General features: G+C 41.1%; 21 protein-coding genes. 14 read left to right on the top strand and 7 right to left on the bottom strand.

The window, feature by feature from the left end; genetic code table 11:
* Positions 1-4: 4 nt before the first annotated feature.
* The 3 genes from KZ793_RS04030 to KZ793_RS04020 form a co-directional block, all read right to left on the bottom strand.
* Positions 5-208 carry an HHA domain-containing protein gene (locus tag KZ793_RS04030; protein WP_011147992.1) on the bottom strand — a complete coding sequence of 68 codons (204 nt, stop codon included), beginning with the start codon at positions 206-208 and terminating at the stop codon, positions 5-7.
* A 1,054-nt stretch (positions 209-1,262) separates the two neighbouring features.
* Positions 1,263-4,412, bottom strand: coding sequence for an efflux RND transporter permease subunit (locus tag KZ793_RS04025; protein WP_225813732.1), 3,150 nt, complete (start codon positions 4,410-4,412; stop codon positions 1,263-1,265).
* A 27-nt stretch (positions 4,413-4,439) separates the two neighbouring features.
* On the bottom strand, positions 4,440-5,633 hold the full coding sequence (locus tag KZ793_RS04020) for an efflux RND transporter periplasmic adaptor subunit (protein ID WP_225813731.1): 1,194 nt from the start codon (positions 5,631-5,633) through the stop codon (positions 4,440-4,442).
* 129 nt (positions 5,634-5,762) lie between these two features.
* On the opposite strand from KZ793_RS04020, the gene acrR reads away from it, so the two are divergent.
* From acrR to KZ793_RS04000, 4 genes are all read left to right on the top strand, one after another.
* The gene (gene acrR, locus KZ793_RS04015; protein WP_046394855.1) at positions 5,763-6,404 is read left to right on the top strand and encodes a multidrug efflux transporter transcriptional repressor AcrR; all 642 of its coding nucleotides are present in this window, start codon (positions 5,763-5,765) and stop codon (positions 6,402-6,404) included.
* Between the two features lie 403 nt (positions 6,405-6,807).
* Positions 6,808-7,482, top strand: coding sequence for an energy-coupling factor ABC transporter ATP-binding protein (locus tag KZ793_RS04010; protein ID WP_225813730.1), 675 nt, complete (start codon positions 6,808-6,810; stop codon positions 7,480-7,482).
* A complete protein-coding gene (locus KZ793_RS04005) occupies positions 7,479-8,108 on the top strand; it encodes an energy-coupling factor transporter transmembrane component T family protein (protein WP_225813729.1) in 630 nt (209 codons plus the stop codon). Before KZ793_RS04010 ends, KZ793_RS04005 begins: the two co-directional genes overlap by 4 nt.
* 40 nt (positions 8,109-8,148) lie before the next feature.
* Entirely contained in the window at positions 8,149-8,697 is a 549-nt protein-coding gene (locus KZ793_RS04000) for a biotin transporter BioY (RefSeq protein WP_225813727.1), read from the top strand.
* On the opposite strand, the gene KZ793_RS03995 is transcribed toward KZ793_RS04000, so the two are convergent.
* Together KZ793_RS03995 and KZ793_RS03990 are read right to left on the bottom strand one after the other, a co-directional pair.
* Positions 8,694-9,599 carry a DMT family transporter gene (locus KZ793_RS03995; protein WP_225813725.1) on the bottom strand — a complete coding sequence of 302 codons (906 nt, stop codon included), beginning with the start codon at positions 9,597-9,599 and terminating at the stop codon, positions 8,694-8,696. The two genes, KZ793_RS04000 and KZ793_RS03995, sit on opposite strands and share 4 nt — an antisense overlap.
* Before the next feature lie 31 nt (positions 9,600-9,630).
* On the bottom strand, positions 9,631-10,395 hold the full coding sequence (locus tag KZ793_RS03990) for a 2OG-Fe(II)-dependent halogenase WelO5 family protein (protein WP_225813724.1): 765 nt from the start codon (positions 10,393-10,395) through the stop codon (positions 9,631-9,633).
* Positions 10,396-10,484: 89 nt separating this feature from the next.
* Here KZ793_RS03990 and KZ793_RS03985 point away from each other — a divergent pair, with 89 nt between their 5' ends.
* Positions 10,485-10,955: a DUF1284 domain-containing protein gene (locus KZ793_RS03985; RefSeq protein WP_317987440.1), complete on the top strand. Its 471-nt coding sequence runs from the start codon at positions 10,485-10,487 to the stop codon at positions 10,953-10,955.
* Positions 10,956-11,084: 129 nt separating this feature from the next.
* Here the strand turns inward: KZ793_RS03985 and rsmS are convergent, their stop codons facing one another.
* Together rsmS and priC are read right to left on the bottom strand one after the other, a co-directional pair.
* Positions 11,085-11,252, bottom strand: coding sequence for a pleiotropic regulatory protein RsmS (gene rsmS, locus KZ793_RS03980; protein WP_225813720.1), 168 nt, complete (start codon positions 11,250-11,252; stop codon positions 11,085-11,087).
* Positions 11,253-11,274: 22 nt separating this feature from the next.
* Positions 11,275-11,817 (bottom strand): primosomal replication protein PriC, encoded by a 543-nt coding sequence (gene priC, locus KZ793_RS03975; RefSeq protein ID WP_225813718.1) that lies wholly within the window; start codon positions 11,815-11,817, stop codon positions 11,275-11,277.
* 144 nt (positions 11,818-11,961) lie between these two features.
* Here priC and apt point away from each other — a divergent pair, with 144 nt between their 5' ends.
* From apt to KZ793_RS03930, 9 genes are all read left to right on the top strand, one after another.
* Entirely contained in the window at positions 11,962-12,513 is a 552-nt protein-coding gene (gene apt, locus KZ793_RS03970; protein WP_118985082.1) for an adenine phosphoribosyltransferase, read from the top strand.
* A gap of 97 nt (positions 12,514-12,610) precedes the next feature.
* Entirely contained in the window at positions 12,611-14,587 is a 1,977-nt protein-coding gene (gene dnaX / locus KZ793_RS03965; protein WP_225813852.1) for a DNA polymerase III subunit gamma/tau, read from the top strand.
* Between the two features lie 54 nt (positions 14,588-14,641).
* Positions 14,642-14,971, top strand: coding sequence for a YbaB/EbfC family nucleoid-associated protein (locus tag KZ793_RS03960; RefSeq protein ID WP_118985081.1), 330 nt, complete (start codon positions 14,642-14,644; stop codon positions 14,969-14,971).
* Entirely contained in the window at positions 14,971-15,576 is a 606-nt protein-coding gene (gene recR, locus KZ793_RS03955; protein WP_225813712.1) for a recombination mediator RecR, read from the top strand. The genes KZ793_RS03960 and recR overlap by 1 nt, the downstream gene beginning before the upstream one ends.
* Before the next feature lie 254 nt (positions 15,577-15,830).
* The gene (gene htpG, locus KZ793_RS03950) at positions 15,831-17,723 is read left to right on the top strand and encodes a molecular chaperone HtpG (protein WP_225813851.1); all 1,893 of its coding nucleotides are present in this window, start codon (positions 15,831-15,833) and stop codon (positions 17,721-17,723) included.
* Positions 17,724-17,905: 182 nt separating this feature from the next.
* Positions 17,906-18,550 (top strand): adenylate kinase, encoded by a 645-nt coding sequence (gene adk, locus KZ793_RS03945; RefSeq protein WP_225813710.1) that lies wholly within the window; start codon positions 17,906-17,908, stop codon positions 18,548-18,550.
* A gap of 176 nt (positions 18,551-18,726) precedes the next feature.
* The gene (hemH, locus tag KZ793_RS03940; protein WP_225813708.1) at positions 18,727-19,704 is read left to right on the top strand and encodes a ferrochelatase; all 978 of its coding nucleotides are present in this window, start codon (positions 18,727-18,729) and stop codon (positions 19,702-19,704) included.
* 179 nt (positions 19,705-19,883) lie between these two features.
* A complete protein-coding gene (wzz(fepE), locus tag KZ793_RS03935; RefSeq protein WP_225813706.1) occupies positions 19,884-20,987 on the top strand; it encodes an LPS O-antigen length regulator Wzz(fepE) in 1,104 nt (367 codons plus the stop codon).
* Positions 20,988-21,085: 98 nt separating this feature from the next.
* Positions 21,086-22,396, top strand: coding sequence for an inosine/guanosine kinase (locus tag KZ793_RS03930; protein WP_225813699.1), 1,311 nt, complete (start codon positions 21,086-21,088; stop codon positions 22,394-22,396).
* The last annotated feature ends 168 nt before the right edge of the window (positions 22,397-22,564 follow it).

Raw genomic sequence — 22,564 nt, 5'->3', positions numbered from 1 at the left:
TATTTTAGCGAACATATTTCCATACTGAAGGTGGAATTCTATCATACAGTTTATTCATGGTCAGCTCAGCTAGGCGGTGATCCGCAGCAGAGTAGAATAGTTCAAGTTCATCTCCTGAAAGTTCGTATTTGTTCTTTTCAATCACACGTTCCAGTGTATCAATCGTGGTGCATTTTCTTAAACGCATCAGATAATCAGTTTTAGTCATAATCGCCTTTCTTATTTAACATATATAAAAAATTATTGAGGGAAATATTCAATCAAATTTTGCTCAAGGAGCAATTTAAATCCTGTAACAGGACGCTGGTTAAGCGTTCATTAGTTTTTTTACCATTCCATAAGTTTAGAAACGCTAATCTTAATTTGTTTCCAAGCAAAGTATAAGTACATGTATTATCAATACATTTATCAATTCAAGTGAGAAGGTTGAAATCATCAGAATATTTTATTTTAAAGTACTAAACGAAAGTTGATATGTATTCAATCTATTTGTTTAGCTTTAAATTATCCTGAGATGTAAAAGCTATTTCTACAACCAGTCTCATCTCTGTGTACTCTGCACTAGAAGTGCTTCTTGCCTTAGATTTTTACATAAGCATTCTAATTCATCAATATTATGTCATCTTGAGTGAATATTCATCCATGCTATGTTGATCTTCCTGTATATGCCATTACTTAATTTTTTGAGTTAAACACTAAGCATATACATGTATTATAAAATTTTTTTCGAGAGATTATTATTATGTATCTATAATCGTTCTTTGGGATTATTTATCTTTTTTACAGATGGCTCTGATTCGCTTCCTCGTAAATCAGAATCAGCTCTTAACAAAAATTCATACCTTAACTCAATAAACTATAAATATCGGCTAGTATGTGTGAGTTAATATGTAGGTTTATATAAAACAGTATTACCCTCAGACACCAGTAACGGCAGATTATAGCCTGATGGCTACAATAATCAATGAATATAACATCATTATTACATAAGTCACTATGTGCTGGTATTGTTTTTTGTCATTTAGTGTAAAAAAAGATAAAGTAATTTTTGTCCGACGACTTTCATATTAATTTTATTAAAGTCACTAATGCTTGGATTTTTAAAGCTATTTTATACTCATAAGTGGTAATTATAATTAAATTTAAACAAAATTACTTAAATATTAAGCGGATAGATTAATGATCAGAATCTTGTCAGATGGAAGCAACTATTATATTTAAGAAGGCCGATTTGACGGCCTTCTGGTTATTGTTGGTAGCATTTAGTGAGATTCTGACGCGGGTTCAATCTCCTCCGCTTTCTTACTGAAACGTCGTCTTATAACCACAAAGAATACCGGCACGAAAAAGATTGCTAGCGAGGTTGCTGCAATCATTCCGCCTAATACCCCAGTACCCACTGCGTTTTGAGAGCCGGATCCTGCACCATTACTCAGTACTAGGGGGATAACACCTAACATAAATGCTAGTGATGTCATTAGGATTGGGCGAAGACGCATTCTTACCGCATCTAGTGTAGCTTCTATCAACCCCTTGCCCTCTTTTTCCATCAGGTCCTTGGCGAATTCAACGATAAGTATTGCGTTCTTAGCTGACAAACCGATAGTGGTCAATAAGCCAACTTTAAAGTAAACATCGTTATCCAAACCGCGGAATGTTGTTGCTAACAAGGCTCCAATGATACCTAATGGTACTACTAGCATAACTGAGAATGGAATTGACCAGCTTTCATATAGTGCAGCCAGACAGAGGAATACCACTATCAATGATAATGCATATAGAGCTGGGGCTTGATTACCAGACAGGCGTTCCTGATAGGACATACCTGTCCAGTCGAAGCCGATTCCATTTGGTAGCTTAGATGCCAATTCTTCCATCAGGGCCATTGCATCACCAGTACTTTTACCCGGAGCTGCTTCACCCAGAATTTCCATTGATGGTAAACCGTTGTAACGTTCCAGACGTGGCGAACCGTAGGTCCAGGGTTCTTTGGACGTATCTGTAAAGGCAGAGAATGGAACCATTTCACCCTGTTTATTACGGACATACAGTTTGTAGATATCACTTGGCAACATACGATAAGGTGCTTCCGATTGAACGTAAACTTTTTTGACACGACCGCGATCGATAAAGTCGTTCACATAGTTACTACCAAACATTGTGCTGAGTGTTGAGTTAATATCAGCTATGGAAACACCGAGAGCTTCAGCTTTTTCTTGATCGATCCTGAGCCGATATTGAGGGGTATCTTCCTGACCATTAGGACGAACACCTACTAACATATCTGGATGCTGTTGTATCATGCCAAGTAATTGGTTACGGGCTTCTGTCAGTTTGTCATGTCCAAGGTTTGCTTTATCAATTAATTCAAAATCAAAACCGGTTGCTGAACCTAACTCTACAATTGCAGGGATGTTAAACGCAAAAACCATACCTTCTTTGATTTTCTGGAAGTGAGCACTAGCTCTGGCAACAATAGCCGGTACTTTGTTTTCAGCACCAGGACGTTCACTCCAGTCTTTCAGGCTTATAAATCCCAACCCTGTGTTTTGCCCCTGCCCACTAAAACCAAAGCCACTGACGGTAAATACAGAAACCACACGATCTTTTTCTTCTGTATTGAAGTAATCGCTTATTTTATCTAGAACTTTTTCTGTTTGTTCCTGTGTTGCCCCCGCAGGTAATTGAACCATTGTCAGCAATACTCCCTGATCTTCTTCAGGAAGAAAAGAGGATGGTAAACGTGTGAACATGATGGCCATACCCGCCACCAAGAATACATAAATTACCAGGTAACGGCCTGTATTGCGTAGAATGCGACCAATGCTGTCAGTATAGTGGTGGGTACTTTTGTCAAATACGCGGTTGAACCAGCCAAAGATGCCGGTCTGCTTACCATGGCTACCTTTGGCAATGGGTTTCAACATAGTGGCACATAGAGCTGGTGTTAGGATTAATGCTACCAGCACAGACAATACCATTGCAGATACGATAGTGATCGAGAATTGACGATAAATTGCACCGGTTGAACCACCGAAGAAGGCCATTGGGATAAATACAGCAGACAGCACCATTGCAATACCAACTAGGGCGCTTTGGATTTGCCCCATTGATTTCCTGGTTGCTTCTTTCGGCGATAGACCTTCTTCCTGCATAACACGTTCAACGTTTTCTACAACAACAATGGCATCATCTACCAATAAGCCAATGGCGAGAACCATAGCAAACATGGTTAATGTATTTATTGAATAGCCAAATGTAGCGAGTATTGCAAATGTTCCTAAGAGCACGACTGGAACCGCAATGGTTGGAATGAGTGTTGCACGGAAATTTTGGAGAAATAGGTACATTACCACGAACACCAGCATGATGGCTTCAACCAGTGTTTTTACCACTTCGTTTATAGAGATTTTAACAAATGGTGTGGTGTCATATGGATAGACGATTTTCAGCCCGTGAGGGAAGAAAGGCTCCATATTTTTTAGCGCTTCTTTTACTGCTTTGGATGTATCCAGAGCGTTAGCGCCTGTCGCTAGTTTGACACCGATACCCGCAGCAGGTTTTCCATTATAGCGGGCAATGATGTTATAGCTTTCTGCACCTAGTTCCACTTTTGCTACATCTTTCAGACGGACTTGAGAACCGTCAGTATTGACGCGCAGAAGTATATTGCTGAACTCTTCCGGTGAGGTTAGACGTGTTTGAGCAATGATCGAGGCATTCAAGCGTTGACCTGGAACGGGAGGGGTTCCCCCTAATTGACCGGCGGCTATTTGGTTATTTTGTGCTTTGATTGCATTTATTATATCCAGAGTCGTCATTTTGTAATTAACGAGCTTGTCAGGATTTAACCAGATGCGCATGGCATACTGGTTACCAAAAAGCATTGTATCACCCACACCAGTTACACGGCTCAGAGGGTCTTTGACGGTTGCACCAACATAGTCAGAGATATCGTCCTGTGACATAGAGCCATCTTCAGAGATGAATCCGGCAACCATCAAAAAAGAGGTCGTGGACTTATCTACACGTATACCTTGCTGTTGCACTTCTTGTGGTAACAGAGGCATAGCGAGTTGCAGCTTGTTTTGTACCTGTACCTGTGCAATATCGGGATCAGTACCGGCCTCAAAGGTTAGTGTGATATTCATGTTTCCAGCAGAATCACTGTCGGAAGACATATAAACTAGGTTATCGATACCATTCATGTTCTGTTCGATAACCTGAGTCACTGTGTTTTGCACAGTAGTGGCATCTGCGCCGGGATAAGTTGCAGAGATAGAAATCGCCGGTGGTGCAATAGTAGGGTATTGCGCTACGGGTAATTTTATAATTGCCAACAGCCCAGCCAGCATGGTGATAATTGCGATTACCCATGCAAAGATTGGCCGATCTATAAAAAATTTAGGCATGAATCACTGACTCCTATGACTCCTAAATTAAGACTTTTTCGCAGGTTCAGCTTGGTTCGCAGCAGATTTTGCATTTAAGTCCACTTCTTCTGCTTTAACCGGTATGCCGGGTTTAATTTTTTGCAAACCAGTAACGATGACCCGATCACCTGCTTTCAGACCGGAAGCTACTAGCCATTTATCACCAATAGCTTGGTTGGCAGTGATAACGCGCGGTTCGACTTTTTCGTCTGCACCAACCACCATGACAGTAGCTTCACCACGAGGTGTACGGGTAACTCCTTGCTGAGGAACCAGTATTGAATCCTGGCGAATACCTTCTTCCAGTTTTGCACGAACAAACATGCCTGGAAGTAGCTCTTCGTTCGGGTTAGGGAATATTGCACGGATAGTGATAGAGCCCGTTGTTTCATCTACAGTAATATCAGAGAATTCCAAGTAGCCTGTTTCACTGTAATTTTTACCATTTTCCATGATCAGGTGAACTTTAGCTTTACTGTCCCCTTTCTGCACAGCACCTTTGGCGATTTCATTTTTAAGACGCAGATAGTCATCACTTGACTGAGTGACATCCACATAAATTGGATCCAGCTGTTGAACCGTTGTCAGTGCTGTTGGTTGACCAACAGAAACTAGAGCACCTTCAGTTATAGTAGATTTGCCGGAACGACCACTAATCGGTGCTGTAACTTTGGTATATGCCAAATTGATACGGGTGGTCTCTACGGCCGCTTTTGCCGCCTGTACTATAGCATTTGCCTGCGCATAGTCGGCACTGGCTTTATCAAATTCCTGTTGACTAACATAGTTTGTACCTAACAGTGACTTATATCGATTCACTGTCAAGCGTGCGATCTCTGCATTAGCTTGAGCTTTTACCAAATCAGCTTTAGCACTGTCATAGTCAGCCTGGTAAGTTGCTGGATCTATCTGATATAAAGAAGTGCCTGCTTTTACATCGCTACCTTCTTTATAATTTCGTTTCAGAATTATACCACTTACTTGTGGACGAACTTCTGCAATGCGGAAGGCTGATGTTCGGCCTGGAAGTTCCGTCGTGACCATCAGAGGTTCAGTTTTCAGCGTCACGATACCGACTTCAGGAGCCTGTTGGTTCCCAGCAACCTGCTGAGAGTCTTTGTCGTTACATCCTGAAAGAGCTAAGCTGCCTGAGAGTACCAGTACTGTAGCCAGAGGCAAAACTCCCCTGTTTATTCGCATAAGTAAACCTCAATATTTTTAGATGTTGACCCTTCAATCCGTAAAACCATTACTCCATTAATAACAGCATGCTATAATACAAACATACGTGAATGTATGTAAATCCATTTTAGGTTAAAATTAGAGTGTATGGCACGAAAAACTAAACAACAGGCTGAAGAGACCCGGCAACAGATTATAGACGCAGCTATAAAAGAGTTTTCTGAGCGCGGTGTCTCTGCTACTTCACTGACAGATATTGCCACAACGGCTGGGGTAACCCGTGGGGCAATTTACTGGCATTTTAAAAACAAAGTAGACCTGTTTTCCGAAGCCTGTAGAATAACAGATTCTAAGATTGACGAATTAGAAAAAGAGTATCAAGCAAAATATCCTAATAATCCACTCCTGATTTTAAGAACTTTAATCATCCATATCCTGACGTCGGTCGTTGATGATCCGAAAAACCGGCTATTAATGGAGATTTTTTTCCACAAATGTGAGTTTGTTGGTGAAATGTCTGCCTTGGTGGAAGTTCGTCAGGAACTGTGTGTTGCAGACTATGTTCGTATTGAAGAGTCTCTTTCTGGTTGTATTGCATCAGGCCAGCTTCCTTATAATCTTCATCTGCGGCGAGCGGCTATCATGTTAAGAGGATTGATAACGGGCTTGTTGGAAAATTGGTTATTTGCACCAGATAGTTTTGATATTCAGAAAGAAGCGGAGTCGTTAGTGGATAGTTTTATCGATATGCTTAAATATAGTGAGCATATGAAAGTCGCTGAAAAATGAAGAACCAGAATAATAAAGGTGAATTCTATTTTGGTAATTGCTAACAATGTGGCTAATGGCCAAAAGTCATTATCTTATGCTCTTTGTTTATCTGCTGCTATATAAGAGATAAGACTGAGAAACTAAGCTGAAATTATTTCTAATATCAGATACTGCTGCCGGTTTTGTTAGGGAAGAGATTAAAGAAAGGCTATAACCTAAGGTAAATTTTGAAGATTCTGACTGTATAAAATGTACTGATTAAATTCGGCAAGGGTAGAGTAGGTGCTTGTAATATCAGCAAGTTGGCACTGATTGATAACGCTGAAATCAGTGCATTGATTGAATTTTCCCTACGGATTTTGCAAGCAGACACAGTGCTAAGTGGGATCAGTATTAAGTTGCTGGCCGGAGATAATCATCTATGTTGGAAATACGAAATGTAACGCACGCCTATGGTGAGCGAGTGATATTGAAAGAATTAAATTTGCAGCTAAAGGAAAAACGAATTGCCATCATAGGCAGCAACGGTTGTGGCAAAAGTACATTCGCACGTCTTCTTAATGGATTGTTGGTACCGAAAAGTGGTGATGTTTTGGTGGATGGTTTGAACACCAGAACGGAAGGTAAAGCGATCCGGCGTAAGGTTGGTTTTGTATTTCAGAATCCTGACAATCAGATCGTTTTTCCAGTCGTTGAAGAAGATTTGGCCTTTGGAATGAAAAATCTCGGTTTTTCCAAGGATACGATTTGGCAAAGAACGCAGGAGGTGCTTTCTCGATATGATTTACTTCAATTTAGGGAGCATCCTGCCCATCTTTTAAGTGGTGGTCAGAAACAACTTCTTGCGATTTCTGGTGTTCTGGTGATGGAGCCCGATTACATTATTTTCGATGAGCCTACAACCTTGCTGGATTTACGAAACAAGCGTCGTGTTGCCAAAGCAATCGATAACTTATCTCAAACTGTGATTATAGTTTCTCATGACCTTGATTTTTTGGCGGGATTTGATCGTGTTCTGGTTTTTGATAATGGTCGTGTCGTTGTTGATGACATACCCTCTATTGCTATTCCTGAATACGTAAGGATGATGTTATGAGCCTGTCTGGATATAATCCTGGTTCATCATTTGTGCATCGAGTTAGCCCTGGGCTCAAAATTATTTCTTTGCTCATTCTGGGAACATTGCTTTTCGTTGCTCCTCGTATTGATCTTTCTGTTGTGGCATTGACAGGCATCGTATTTTTATACTTGTTAGCCAAAATCTCATTAAAAACTGCTTGGATGCAATTACGGTCGGCACTATGGATACTCGCACTTATTTTTATAGTCCAATTGTTTCTACACCACTGGACCGCAGGTGTACTTGTGGTGGTTCGTCTTGTCTCTCTTTTGTTGCTGGCCTCGCTTGTTACTCTCACTACGCGCTCTTCTGATATGATCGACGCATTGGAAAAAGGGCTTTGGTGGTTGTACTATCTTGGCATCAATCCTGGAAAAGTGAGCTTGGCTCTATCGCTTGCTTTGCGGTTTATCCCTGTTCTGGCGTCAATTACAGAAGAAGTACGAGAGGCACAGAAAGCAAGAGGTCTCGATAAGAGTGTCATTGCAATTGCAGTCCCTGTTATTGTGCGAATGCTCAAAATGGCAGACGATATCTCTGCTGCTATTGAAGCTAGGTCCTATGATCCTGGATTTGACAGAAAGAAATTGGGCAGCAAGTAAAGCAAGATTTGTGGTTTTATCGAAAAGAAAGAGGGATTAAATGTCTACCAAAGATATTGTTTATATAGCTCTATTTGCCTCTCTAACCGTCGCATTGGGTTTATTTCCGCCATTGACACTTCCCGTTGTGGGCGTTCCGATAACAGCGCAGTCGATGGGCGCAATGCTTGCTGGGGCCATTATTGGTGCGAAACGGGGTGGATTAGCATTGTTGCTTTTTTGTGTGCTTGTTACCGTTGGATTACCAGTAATGGCTGGAGGGAGGGGAGGATTGGGTGTATTTCTCAGTCCAAGTGGTGGTTTTATTTTAGCATGGCCGATTGCCGCTTTTGTTATCGGCTATTTGTATGAGAAAAATCTTACAAAACTAAATACCTTTAAAGAAGCTGCATTTCTTGTCTTTGGTGGAATTATGGTTGTTTATGTGATCGGTATCCCGTGGATTGCCGCACTTGCCAATATCAGCATCTGGCAAGCAACCGTAGGTTCGATTGGATTTGTACCGGGAGATATTATCAAAATAGTACTAGTTATTTTGATTGCGAAAACGGTTCGTCGGGCTTATCCCACTCTTGAACCGCGTTCTTAAGGGGCAGTTTTTGTCGTAGGTTGATGTTTGTTTGTGATTACCCAATAGTTACCGCTAAGTGTCATCATTGTGCCGATTATGGCCCAAATGGTTGGACGATAGCCCTCTGTAACGCTGGAGATCGTTAAGGCTACGAGTGGAACGATAAGCATGGCATAAGCTCCTCGTTCAGCCCCCAAACGACCGACAACGGCAAAGTAAGTTGTATACCCAATTACCGAAGGAAACAGGATCAAATAGAATAGAGATGTTACATAGGCTGGTGATAGATCAAAATCAAACGTTTGCTTGGTCAAAAAGGCATAGCTGAACAAGAATATGGTGCCATATCCCATAGAAATCCCGGTCATTGGCAGAACAGTGACACCTTTTCTCTGTAACTGAACTGCGGAAATGTTAGCAAATGAGAATGTCAGGGTTGCTGCAATTGCGTAACCGAATCCTGTCCAATTCCACTCATTATTTAAAAATTCTGGGCTAAAGACTAAAATTATCCCAGTTAGCCCGACTACAGCGCCTACCAGCACTGTCCATGAAATCGATTGCCGTAGAAAGAGAATTGCATTTATGGCGTTGAATAATATGACTGAAGAGTAGGTAAGGGCGATTAAACCGGTAGTGATCAAGGCTGTAGCCTTGTAAATCAGCAAGAATGTGACAGCGAATCCGAATGTACCAAGTGCGGCAAAAGAGAGGTGCTCGCGCCAGGTGTGTGTAAGTCTTTCCCGTGAAATTACAGCAATCAGAAGTAGCAGTACCGACGCACATCCAAAACGGTAAATCAGGGATATTACAGGTGAAACATCAGTTAATTGTAGTTTTGCTGCATACCACGATGTTCCCCCAGTGATGATCGTCACGACATATAGAGTAGCAGTGGAGTAAGAAGAGGCACTCTTCATATTCAGGCCCCAAATGTTTCGTTGAGATGTATTACGACCATAAGGTTAACTTTTTCTCATTTAATACACCGATGAAGGAGCCTGTTGCAATGCGATTGCTACTTGCAGGTAGGACAATATGAGGGTTAGTTGTGTTGAAAATGACGACTGAACCAACTTGAGGTCGGAAAGTGAAAGATTCGCAATCAACTAATAGAGAACTGTCATATGGCTTGTATGTTTTATCGACTACAGTACTCTTGAATGGTTGATTATAGATCACGGTTTCTCCTCCCTGAGAGGGAGATAAAATATAGAGGTTCCAAGCAAGCTGAGTCGATATATCTCCGATGATTAAATTTCCTTTCGCAAAAGTGGGCGCGTAATCTATATGTAGATCCGAGCCACTGGAGATAATCCGGACGATACCAGCAAAATAGGGGCCGAACCCCGGTTCTTCTGCGACTGAAATGCTGAAATTTGTATCGTGATTGATGTATCGCATGAACCGATCAACTGGATCAAAAGCTTGATTGATAATTTGGATGCGATCTTGCTCAGCTACGCTAACTTGAGCAAAATATTGCTCTTTTGGTCGATCACGGTAATGGGCAAGTGAATTTCCCAAATAGAACCCCGGCCTTCCAAATTCATATGGCTTTGCCTGCATGCTCAGTATTGCAGACGAAAGCTGTTCTGCTTCTTCTATAGTTGCAAAATCATCTATCATCACTGCTGGAATCTTATTATCTATGATTGCTTGCAAGCTTTCTGATGATAATTTGACAAGCTCGTTTGATACCCACCGTGACGACATAATAGTCGACTCCTAGCCGATTTTATTTATATTAGAAAAATTGATATATTGATGGTCAGTGTCAATCGTATAACATTGATTGTATAAAAATGCAACATTTGATCACATTTGGGAATGCAACAATGACAATATCTCTGAGAGGTCATCACCTTTTGTGTATTCTTACCTACGCAGGTAACGGATATTCCCCTGATTTTGTCGAAAATTACAATAGGATTATTCCTCGAATTTGGGACGAAGATATCTTGATTGTGGCAGGACCGGATGACATATGTATTCCTTTGCTTGGAGAAGATGAACCTCATTGTTTTGGCGAGAGTGTTATTCTCCGGGATAGTCGAGCTTTGAAAGCAGTTAGCGCTCTTATAGGCCGACCAATTGAGATAGGTCATACGTTGAGGCTTGATGAGACCTATTTAAAACAGGCACGATGGGCTTTCAATCGTGGGATCATAAGATCCGCTTGTATAGGCTGTGAATGGGAACCGCTTTGCACTCGAATTGCTGCGGATGATTATTCTTCAACGTTTCTTAAACGAAATAGTGGAAAGAGCGAGTGACGATATAAAACCGTTTGAAATTTTGCAAAGGCTGATATTGATATGAATGTATGATCATATACTTAAGACAAACGTGAATCTTTTATAGTATCGATCAAGATATCTATTAAGGTGTTTGAAGTAAATCGTTCAATATTCCTTCGTCGACTGTGATTGCTTCGCTAATTTTGCTTGATAGTCGTGTTTGACTATTTCCAGTGCGGCGAGTGCGATTTCAGGAGTGATTTCATTACATTCCAGTAAATAGATCAGATCAACAGCAAGTTGAACTTCAGGTGGTGCTTGTTCGACTGACATAAAACATTCCTCATCTGAATCGTTAATCCATGTTCTCTTTGTATTCGATTGATTTTTCAATTCGCGTCAGAGATTGGCGGCAACGTGCTAGTCTTCCGGCTAATGCCGCGATCTCTTTCTGTATTTTTTGCTGATTACTCAGTGTAGTTTGTTGATTCAATCTTAGCTCTCGATCATTGATCATTGCGAGCAGACGGCGTTCATAATCTTGATGTTCAGCCAGTTTGTGATACAGGTCAGTAGCTTGTTGTTTATGTTCGAACCTGCTCTCTTTTTTTCTCAGTGGCTGGGTGGACAATTCACGCCTTAATGCTTCTATTTGGGCAACTAAGCGCTCAGTCAGAAATGCAACCTGTTCGGTTCGGTGATCCTGTACACATTCTTTGAGTTGTACCATGTTGTGCCTGACCTCTTGTAGATAACCACGGAGTTTATCGCTATGTCGGTTAAATAAAGCCTGATCAAACCGGGCAGTAGAGAATGGTGTGTCTGCTAATGGTGCTAGCTCTTCCGCCAGTATATCGACCTGTTTTTCGAGTAAATTTAATAACGGTTGTGTACTCATTTATACCCTGCGATGATTATGTTTTGCGAAGCAGAATTAACTTGGAACGACAAAAAATAGGCTGATGCATGTTCATCAGTTGCTTTTTTTTATCAGTTTGCATAGATTTTAGCACTCTCGTTGTTCTACTCACTGGCACCGATTATGACCGCAAACGCGCAGCAACTGCAATTTATTAAAGACAGTATTGAAACTATTCCTGATTACCCTAAACCGGGGGTTCTTTTTCGTGATATCACGACCTTATTGGATAACCCTCTTGCCTACCAGGCAACAATTAATCTTCTGGTAGAACGATATCAGGACAAAGGAATCACAAAAATTGTGGGTACTGAGGCTCGCGGTTTTCTATTTGGAGCTCCAGTTGCGTTGCGTCTCGGTGTTGGTTTTATCCCTGTCCGTAAAGCAGGCAAATTACCTCGTGAAACATTGAGTGAAACTTACGATTTAGAGTATGGCACCGATACACTGGAAATACATAAGGACAGCATTAAAGAAGGTGATAAGGTGTTAGTTGTTGATGACCTGCTGGCAACGGGTGGCACTATTGAGGCAACTGTTCGCTTAATCCGTCATTTAGATGGTGAAGTTTCTGAAGCTGCCTTTGTTATTGGCCTGCCTGATTTGGGAGGGAGTGAGCGTCTGCAAAAACAAGGCGTGAACAGCTTCACTCTATTGGAATTCCCAGGCCATTAATCTGCTTATTTTCGTATTACTAACATATCGGCCTCGCTGTCTGTAGTGAGGCTGTGTTAGCATGGTGCTCAACTGTATTCGATTTTTTCCGGTATCAATGAGCTATCAGGTACTTGCCCGTAAGTGGCGCCCACAAATATTTTCTGATGTAATTGGTCAGGAATATGTCCTGACTGCGTTAGCTAATGGTCTTGCCCATGGTCGGCTTCATCACGCCTATTTATTTTCTGGCACTAGAGGTGTTGGGAAAACAACTATCGCCCGTTTGTTTGCCAAGGGGCTAAATTGTGAAATAGGTATTACGGATAAGCCTTGTGGTAAATGTGTTAATTGCCTTGAGATTGAACAGGGGCGATTTGTCGATTTAATTGAAATTGATGCGGCTTCCCGTACTAAAGTTGAAGATACGCGTGAATTGCTAGATAACGTGCAATATGCTCCGGCTCGTGGGCGTTTTAAAGTCTACCTGATTGATGAAGTGCATATGCTTTCCCGCCACAGTTTCAATGCATTATTGAAAACGTTGGAAGAGCCGCCTGAGCATGTGAAGTTTCTACTGGCAACGACTGATCCGCAAAAATTGCCAGTGACTATTCTTTCCCGTTGCTTGCAGTTCCATCTCAAATTGCTGGATATTGGTCAGATAAGCGATCAGCTTGAGCGTATTCTTAAAGCTGAACATATAGAGAGTGATAACCGCGCTCGTCAGCTATTGGCTCGTGCTGCTGATGGCAGCATGCGTGATGCGTTGAGTCTGACAGATCAGGCTATTGCTATCGGACAAGGGCTGGTGACAGCTGAAATAGTCAGCTTGATGCTAGGAACTTTAGATGATGAACAGCCGTTATCAATTATTGAAGCATTAATTCGAGCTGACGGTCAGCAGGTTATGGCATTGGTGGAACAAGTCGCTTCACGGGGGGCAGACTGGGAGGATTTGCTGGTAGAAATTCTTGCATTGCTGCATCGTATTGCAATGCTCCAGTTGTTACCTTCTCAGCCAGAAATCGCTTCTTCATCAATTGAAGGCCGTTTGCGGATATTGGCAAAAGCTGTTTCACCGGAAGATTTGCAACTTTATTATCAAACTTTGCTGATTGGTCGTAGAGACTTGCCGTATGCACCGGAGCGTAGGATGGGTGTTGAAATGGCTCTGTTCAGAGCTTTGGCATTTCATCCGAAAGCCGTTATTGAAGAGGTTGTGGCACCGGTGGTACATTCTGCGGTTATCCCATCAGTTACAGCACGACCGAAACATAGTGATCAGGGGGATGTGCCACCTGCTAATTATATTAATGAACCGGCACAATTGGATAGAGCTTCTCAGTCGGAGCCCCAGATACCTCAGGCGCTTGCATCAAGCCCAACAGCGCAGTTGCTGAAAGCAAGGAATGTGTTATCCCGACAGCAAGAGCAAACATCAACAAAAAAGCCTGAATCAGCTACGCCTGTTAAGATGAAGTCAGCAACTTCAGCATTGGAACGGTTTGCCGCAGTGTCAGGACAGCGACCTCAGCCATCAATAGATAAAAAACAGGAAAACAAACCTGAGAAAAAAGAAGCTTACCGTTGGCGTGCCAAGAATATTGAGGAGAAAACAGAAACTCATGTGGCCACACCAAAGGCTTTAAGAACAGCTTTGGAACATGAGAAAACATCAGAGCTGGCAGAGAAATTAACGGAAGAGTCTAAACAGAGAGATGCATGGGCCACAGAAGTTGGTAAACTTAAAATTCCTAAACTGGTGCAGCAATTGGCATTAAATGCATTCAAAGAGCAGGTTAGTGCAAATAATATCCGTTTACACTTGCGTTCGAGCCAGCGTCACCTTAATTCCGCTTTCGCACAAAAGTCATTAGCGGGGGCTTTAAGCGAGTTGTATGGCGTAACGGTTGAATTCAGTATTATTGAAGATGATAATCCTGCGGAGAAAACTCCGCTGGAGTGGCGACAAGCCATTTATGAAGAGAAATTGGCACAAGCTCGCCAATCAATTATTGCGGATAAAACTATTCAAACATTGCGGCAGGTATTTGATGCTGAATTGGATGAAGAGAGTATCCGACCGGTTTAACCATGCTGCAATCTGTACCTTTGTACGATGTAGCCATAGCGAAGAGAGAAATCTATGTTTGGTAAAGGTGGTTTGGGCAATTTGATGAAACAGGCCCAGCAAATGCAGGACAAAATGCAGAAAATGCAAGAAGAGATCGCCAATCTGGAAGTGACGGGGGAATCGGGTGCAGGTCTGGTGAAAGTGACTATCAATGGTGCTCATAATTGCCGTCGTGTTGAGATCGATCCAAGCCTGATGGAAGATGATAAAGAGATGTTGGAAGACCTGATTGCTGCTGCATTCAATGACGCAGCCCGTCGTATTGAAGAAACTCAGAAAGAGAAAATGTCAGGTATTTCCAGTGGGATGCAATTGCCACCAGGCTTTAAGATGCCATTCTGATGCAAACGAGTCCTCTCCTTGAATCCTTGATGGAAGCATTACGCTGTTTACCAGGGGTTGGCCCTAAATCTGCACAGCGGATGGCTTTTCATCTGCTACAGCGTGATCGCAGTGGTGGAATGCGTTTGGCTCAGGCATTGACCAGAGCAATGTCAGAAATTGGGCACTGTAAATATTGCCGGACTTTTACCGAACAGGAACAGTGCACAATTTGTGCTAATCCACGCCGTCAACAAAATGGTCAAATCTGTGTGGTTGAAAGTCCTGCGGATATTCATGCTATTGAACAAACCGGGCAGTTTGCCGGGCGTTACTTTGTATTGATGGGGCATTTATCCCCATTAGATGGCATTGGTCCAATGGATATTGGTTTAGATTGTCTTGAGGATCGCCTCTCTACTGAAGAGATTTCAGAGGTGATTCTGGCGACTAATCCGACAGTGGAGGGAGAGGCCACTGCCAATTATATCGCAGAGATATGCTTTCAGTATGGTGTAACAGCAAGTCGTATTGCTCATGGTGTACCGGTTGGTGGTGAACTTGAGATGGTAGACGGTACAACATTGTCTCATTCAATTGCCGGGCGGCAGAAGATTACTTATTGATTTTCCATTAATGGCTTACGGTTTTATCTAGTCGGAAAGGAATAGTGTTGTAATTTTGTTTAGATCAAATCGTAAAGACTTTGAGGCGCTACATTTATGTGGCGCATGTCTCTTAGATCATTCTGCTATGATGAAAGTTATTTCAAACTCTTTTGGATAATCAAACTTGAAATTCAACTTATTTATCCCCATCTGCATATTATCGTCTGATTTTGTCTGTCTGAACTGGATTTAGATTGAGGTAATAAATGAGTATGAAAGGTCAGGAAACCCGTGGATTTCAGTCTGAAGTAAAACAACTTCTGCAATTAATGATCCATTCACTCTATTCCAATAAAGAGATTTTCCTTCGTGAGCTAATCTCAAACGCTTCCGATGCTGCTGACAAATTGCGTTTCCGCGCATTATCTGCGCCAAAACTTTATGAAAATGATGGTGAACTACGCGTTCGACTTTCTTTTGATAAGGAAAAGAGGAGCATCACGATTAGTGATAATGGCATTGGTATGACTCGTGATGAGGTTATCGATAATCTTGGAACAATCGCTAAATCAGGAACAAAAGCTTTTCTGGAATCTATTGGTTCAGATCAGGCTAAAGACAGCCAGTTAATTGGTCAGTTTGGTGTTGGGTTTTACTCTGCATTTATTGTGTCTGATAAAGTCACTGTACGTACTCGTGCTGCTGGCGCTCCAATTGATCAGGGCGTATTCTGGGAATCTGCCGGAGAAGGCGATTACACAGTTGCTGATATTGAAAAAGAGACGCGCGGTACAGAGATCACCCTTCATTTACGTGAAGGAGAAGATGAATTCCTGAATGACTGGCGTTTGCGTTCTGTTATCAGTAAATACTCTGACCATATTGCCTTGCCGGTTGAAATTGAAACCAAGAATAAGAGCGAAGAAGAGGGTGAAGAGGATACAGTAACTTGGGAGAAGATTAATAAAGCTCAAGCTTTGTGGACTCGTGGTAAATCTGAAATTACAGATGAAGAGTACAAAGAGTTCTACAAACATATTTCTCATGATTTTTCTGATCCGCTGATCTGGAGCCATAACCGCGTAGAAGGTAAACAGGAATATACTAGCATGCTCTATATTCCATCTCAGGCTCCGTGGGATATGTGGAACCGTGAGCATAAGCACGGGCTGAAATTGTATGTCCAGCGTGTGTTTATTATGGATGATGCGGAACAGTTTATGCCAAACTATTTACGCTTTGTCCGTGGCCTGATTGACTCCAACGACTTGCCGCTGAACGTTTCCCGTGAAATTTTGCAAGATAATTCTATTACCCGTAATTTACGTAATGCATTGACCAAACGTGCATTACAGATGCTGGATAAACTGGCGAAAGATGATGCAGAAAAGTACCAGCAATTTTGGCAACAGTTTGGCTTGGTAATAAAAGAAGGTCCGGCAGAGGATAGTACCAATAAAGAAGCTATCGCTAAATTGCTGCGTTTTGCTTCTACTCATAATGACAGCTCGGCACAAACAGTTTCTCTGGAAGAGTATGTTAGTAGAATGACGGAAGGTCAGGATAAGATCTACTACATCACCGCAGACAGTTATGCCGCAGCGAAAAACAGTCCTCATCTGGAGTTGTTTCGTAAGAAAGGTATTGAAGTTCTGTTGCTGTCAGATCGCATTGATGAATGGATGATGGGATACCTCACTGATTTTGATGGTAAAAAATTCCAGTCAGTCAGTAAAGCCGATGAATCCCTGGATAAATTGGCAGATGAAAACAAAGCTGAACAGGAAGAAATTGAAAAACAACTGGAGCCGTTTGTTGAGCGTGTGAAAACATTGCTTGGTGATCGAGTAAAAGAGGTTAAATTGACTCACCGTCTGACTGATACTCCGGCAATTGTGACTACAAATGCAGATGAAATGAGCACGCAGATGGCGAAATTATTTGCTGCGGCAGGTCAACAGGTGCCGGATGTTAAGTACAATTTTGAACTGAATCCTGATCATCAGTTGGTAAAACTGGCTGCTGATATCAGTGATGAAGCTCAATTCGCGGATTGGATTGAACTGTTGCTTGATCAGGCATTGTTTGCTGAGCGTGGCACGTTGGAAGACCCAAATCAGTTTATTCGCCGTATGAATCAGCTATTGTTGTCTGAGAAAGCTTGATTTAATCATTTTTTGGTGACGATTGGAAACCACGCCTCTGATAATGTGATGGGGCGTGGTTTATTTTTATAGAAAAATATCACGAAATCGTTTACCTGTTTCCTTGAGCGAACCCCATGCTAAATGGTATGGTGACTCGTTTTCTCAAAATATAAAAACTAACTAGCAAGGGGATTTACGCAATGCGTATCATTCTGCTGGGCGCTCCGGGCGCCGGTAAAGGGACTCAGGCGCAATTTATCGTGGAGAAATATGGGATCCCTCAAATTTCTACTGGCGATATGTTGCGTACTGCGGTTAAGGCTGGCACAGAATTGGGTTTAAAAGCGAAAGCGTTGATGGATCATGGTAAGCTGGTTACCGATGAACTGGTTATTGCTTTGGTCAAAGAGCGCATCAAACAAGATGACTGCCGTGATGGTTTCTTGTTGGATGGGTTCCCCCGTACTATTCCCCAGGCTGATGCAATGAAAGAAGCGGGTATTAATGTTGATTATATCTTGGAATTCGATGTTCCCGATGAACTCATTATTGAACGTATCATTGGGCGTCGTATACATGCGCCATCTGGCCGTGTTTATCACATCAAATTTAATCCGCCGACAGTAGAAAACAAGGATGATATTACGGGTGAAGAGTTGACTGCTCGTAAAGACGATCACGAAGATATCGTGCGTAAACGTTTAGTTGAATACCATCAACAGACAGCACCTTTAGTATCTTACTATCAAAAAGAAGCAGAGGCAGATTATACCAAATATTTTAGAATTGATGGTACTCGTAAGGTATCTGAGATTAGTGAAGAATTATCTAAAATTTTGGATTAATCAACCTAAATGATTCTTAGAGGGCGACTAATAAGTCGCCTTATCCTATATTATTTATTTACTGTATCAGGTAAATTAGTCGGTTTTTCTTCACTGTTTTCGTAGATAAACATGATTTTCATCTGTATTTTATTATGTTAGGGTTTTCACCAGCGAAACAATAAAGGATCGACATAATGAACAACGGTAAATTTGGTGTTTTATTAGTTAATCTTGGCACTCCTGATAAACCGACAACTGCGGCTATAAGACGTTATTTAGCTGAGTTTCTTAGTGATAAAAGAGTCATAGATTTATCTCGATTTATCTGGAAGCCAATATTATATGGTTTTGTTTTGCCTTTCCGCTCTTCACGTGTAGCAAAGTTATATCAGAAAATTTGGACTGATGAAGGTTCTCCTCTGTTAGTATATGGCCGTCGGCAACAGAAATTACTGGCAGAAAGACTTGCTGACATCCCTGTTGAACTGGGAATGAATTACGGTTCTCCATCTCTTGAACAAGCGATTGACAACTTACTTAAGCAGAATGTTGAGCAGCTGATTGTTTTACCACTTTATCCCCAATATTCTGGTTCCTCATCTGCGGCTGTATTTGATGGTGTCAGTCTAGTATTACAAAAATACCGCACTATTCCTGGGATTCACTTTATTCGTAGTTATGCTGATCATCCGGCTTATATTTCTGCACTGAAAGAAACTATTGAGCAGAGTTTCGATAAGCATGGTCAACCGGACAGATTATTGCTTTCCTATCATGGTATTCCGCAGCGTTTTGTTGATACGGGTGATATTTATGCTGAGCAGTGTAAGTTAACAACACGGTTGCTAAAGCAAGCTATTAATTATCCGGCAGAGCAGGTAATGATGGCTTATCAATCACGTTTTGGTCGTGAGCAATGGCTGACACCATACGTAGATCAAACTATGAAAACTCTACCTAATCAGGGAATAAAACATATTCAGGTACTTTGCCCTGGTTTTTCGTCTGATTGTCTAGAAACGCTGGAAGAGATAAAACAGCTAAATAAAGAGATGTTTCTTAATGCTGGTGGGGAAAAATTTGAATATATTCCGGCGCTTAACGACAATGCTAGTCATATTTTACTACTTGAAGAGTTGGTCAACGGATTGGTCAGAAACAGAAATGAATAGTGATAGGATTAATCTATCATTAGGGTCCATTGGCTTTTTAAGGTATATTGCTACTCGGATGCCAGCCTAGTGGAACTGCCATACTTGTTTCAGAGTAAATGGGAATTAACCTATAGGCGTAGTGGAATGATGTTCTGTATATCAATTAGTAACAGCATATTTGAATTTGGATATAAATAATGAGTAATAAACCGATTAAAGGCACTAATTTCAGTGAAGAATATTTTAATTATTACAATTCAAAACGAGATGATGAAATTGATTTGTTTGAGTTATTCTCTGTTTTATTTCAATCAAAGTTATTGATTATTGCTGTTACTATCCTTTTTGCTGTTATTGGCTTTGCAGCGGTATCTTTGATACCACAAAAGTGGAGCAGTTCAGCTTCTATTGTTAAACCTCAACTTGAAGAGATACAGCCACTTAAAAATATCCTGACTAAGTTCGAGGTTTTAAGTTTACAATCATCAGTAACTTCGTCGTCACTGTATAATAGTTTTTTAAATAATTTTAATTCACGGGTTTTACGTGAAGAATATCTGGTTAATACAGAATATTTTAAAAATCTGGTGGCTAAATCAGGTGATCGCTCACCACTTGCAGAAAGAAAACTTATTGAAAAGATTGTGAATGATAATATTTCATCTTCTTCAAAAGCGGAAAAAGATGATGAAAATGGTGAAACTAAATTGACTTTTAGTGCTGGAACCTCAGAAGATGCATATAATCTGTTAAATGGCTATATTGACTATGTGTCGTCTATTGTCCATGAACAGGTGGAAAGTGAATTAAGCGATATGGTAAAACAAAAGCTTGCTTACTCTGAAGGTTTGTATAGCGTTGATTTAAACCGTGTGAATAATATACAGGAAGCTAATATTGAGCGATTGAAATATGCATTATCTATCGCTAATTCGGCAGGAATTAAAAAACCTATTTCCAGTGAAGGGGCGATGATCAAAGACGATCCAGATTATTCCATTGCTTTGGGTGCTGATGCATTACAACGTAAGCTGCAAATTACGGAGGAGATCAAAGATCCAGCCTCGATTGATGCTGATTTACGTAACCGATTGTTTTATATAAAGGAGCTGAAAGCGCTTATAATAGACAAAGTTAACTTCCAACCATTTAGATATATGCAGGCTCCTTATGAGCCAACAGCGAAAGATTCACCGAAGCGTCTACTTATCTTAATAGGCGGTGCTTTTTTTGGGCTGATCTTGGCTGTGGTGTTTGTTTTAATTCGTCATATGGTACGTAGTCGTCAGCAAGCGGTTTAAGTTTTCCTTGGCAGTAAATGTCGTAGTGACATTTACTGCCTGTCAGTTTTTATTGTGCTAATATGCTGCACCTTTTGGCGTCATAGCATCAATCAAAAATGAAATTCCCTGGTAAACGTAAATCAAAACACTATTTTCCCGTCAGTCTGCGTGATCCTTTACTCCAGCCAATTAAAGAGATGATGGATGGTGAGAATAACCGAGCTTATATCGTTGGTATCGATCAGACATTAGTGGATATTGAGGCGAAAGTAGATGAAGATTTTATCCAGCGCTATAACCTCAGCCAAGGGCATTCATTAGTTATTGAAGATGATGTAGCTGAAACCCTGTATAAAGAACTTACTGATAATAATCTTATTAGCCACGAATTTGCGGGTGGCACTATTGGTAATACTTTACATAATTACTCAGTTCTTGCCGATGATCGTTCCGTCTTACTGGGTACTATGTGCAGTAATATTCAGATTGGTAGCTATGCTTACCGCTATTTATGTAACACGTCTAGCCGGACTGATCTGAACTACTTACAAGGTGTGAACGGGGCAATTGGGCGTTGTTTTACGCTAGTAACGGAAAATGGTGAGCGCACTTTTGCCATTAGTCCTGGGCAAATGAATCAACTTAAACCGGAAAGTATTCCTGAGAAGATTATTGCTGAAGCTTCTGCTTTGGTATTGACTGCTTACTTGATTCGTTGCAAGCCGGGAGAACCCATGCCAGAAGCAACCATGAAAGCTATCGAATATGCGAAAAAGCATAGTGTACCTGTGGTTCTGACGCTAGGGACAAAATATGTTATTGCTGATGATCCACAATTGTGGCGTGATTTTCTGGTTGAGAATATTTCTGTTCTAGCAATGAATGAAGATGAAGCTTATGAGCTTACTGGTTTCAGTGATCCATTATTGGCTTCAGATATGGCACTGGATTGGGTCGATTTAGTTTTGTGTACTGCGGGGCCGGCTGGATTATATATGGCAGGTTATACGGAAAAAGATTATATGCGTCAGACAACTCACCCATTGTTACCGGGTGCTATTGCTGAATTTAATCGTTATGAGTTCAGTCGCGCTATGCGTAAATCTGATTGCCAAATCCCGATGAAAGTTTATTCCCATATTGAACCTTATATGGGGGGGCCAGAAAAAATCATGAATACCAATGGGGCAGGTGATGGTGCTTTATCTGCTTTACTGCATGATATAACGGCCAACAATCACCATAGAATGAATGTGCCTAATTCCAGTAAACATATCCGTACTTATCTGACATATTCATCACTTGCTCAAGTGTGTAAATATGCCAACAGAGTTAGCTATCAGGTATTGAGTCAGCATTCCCCTCGATTAAGCCGTGGTTTACCTGAGAAGGAAGATAGTTTGGAAGAATCTTATTGGGAACGATAATTATAAAATTTTGGCACCGTATAAATTAATGCGGTGCTGAAATTTAGATATAAGATCATTGATTAAGATTGTAAATGGTAGTGAGGTTTAATTTTATTAAAAATAATGATTTTTCGTTGAATGTATAAAAGTCAAAGTATCTCGTTATTATTTATACCTAATAGATTT

This window comes from Photorhabdus antumapuensis (assembly GCF_020387775.1).
Taxonomy (GTDB): Bacteria; Pseudomonadota; Gammaproteobacteria; order Enterobacterales; family Enterobacteriaceae; genus Photorhabdus; species Photorhabdus antumapuensis.
Note: the sequence above shows the minus strand (reverse complement) of the source record. Positions and strands in the feature narration are given on the sequence as shown.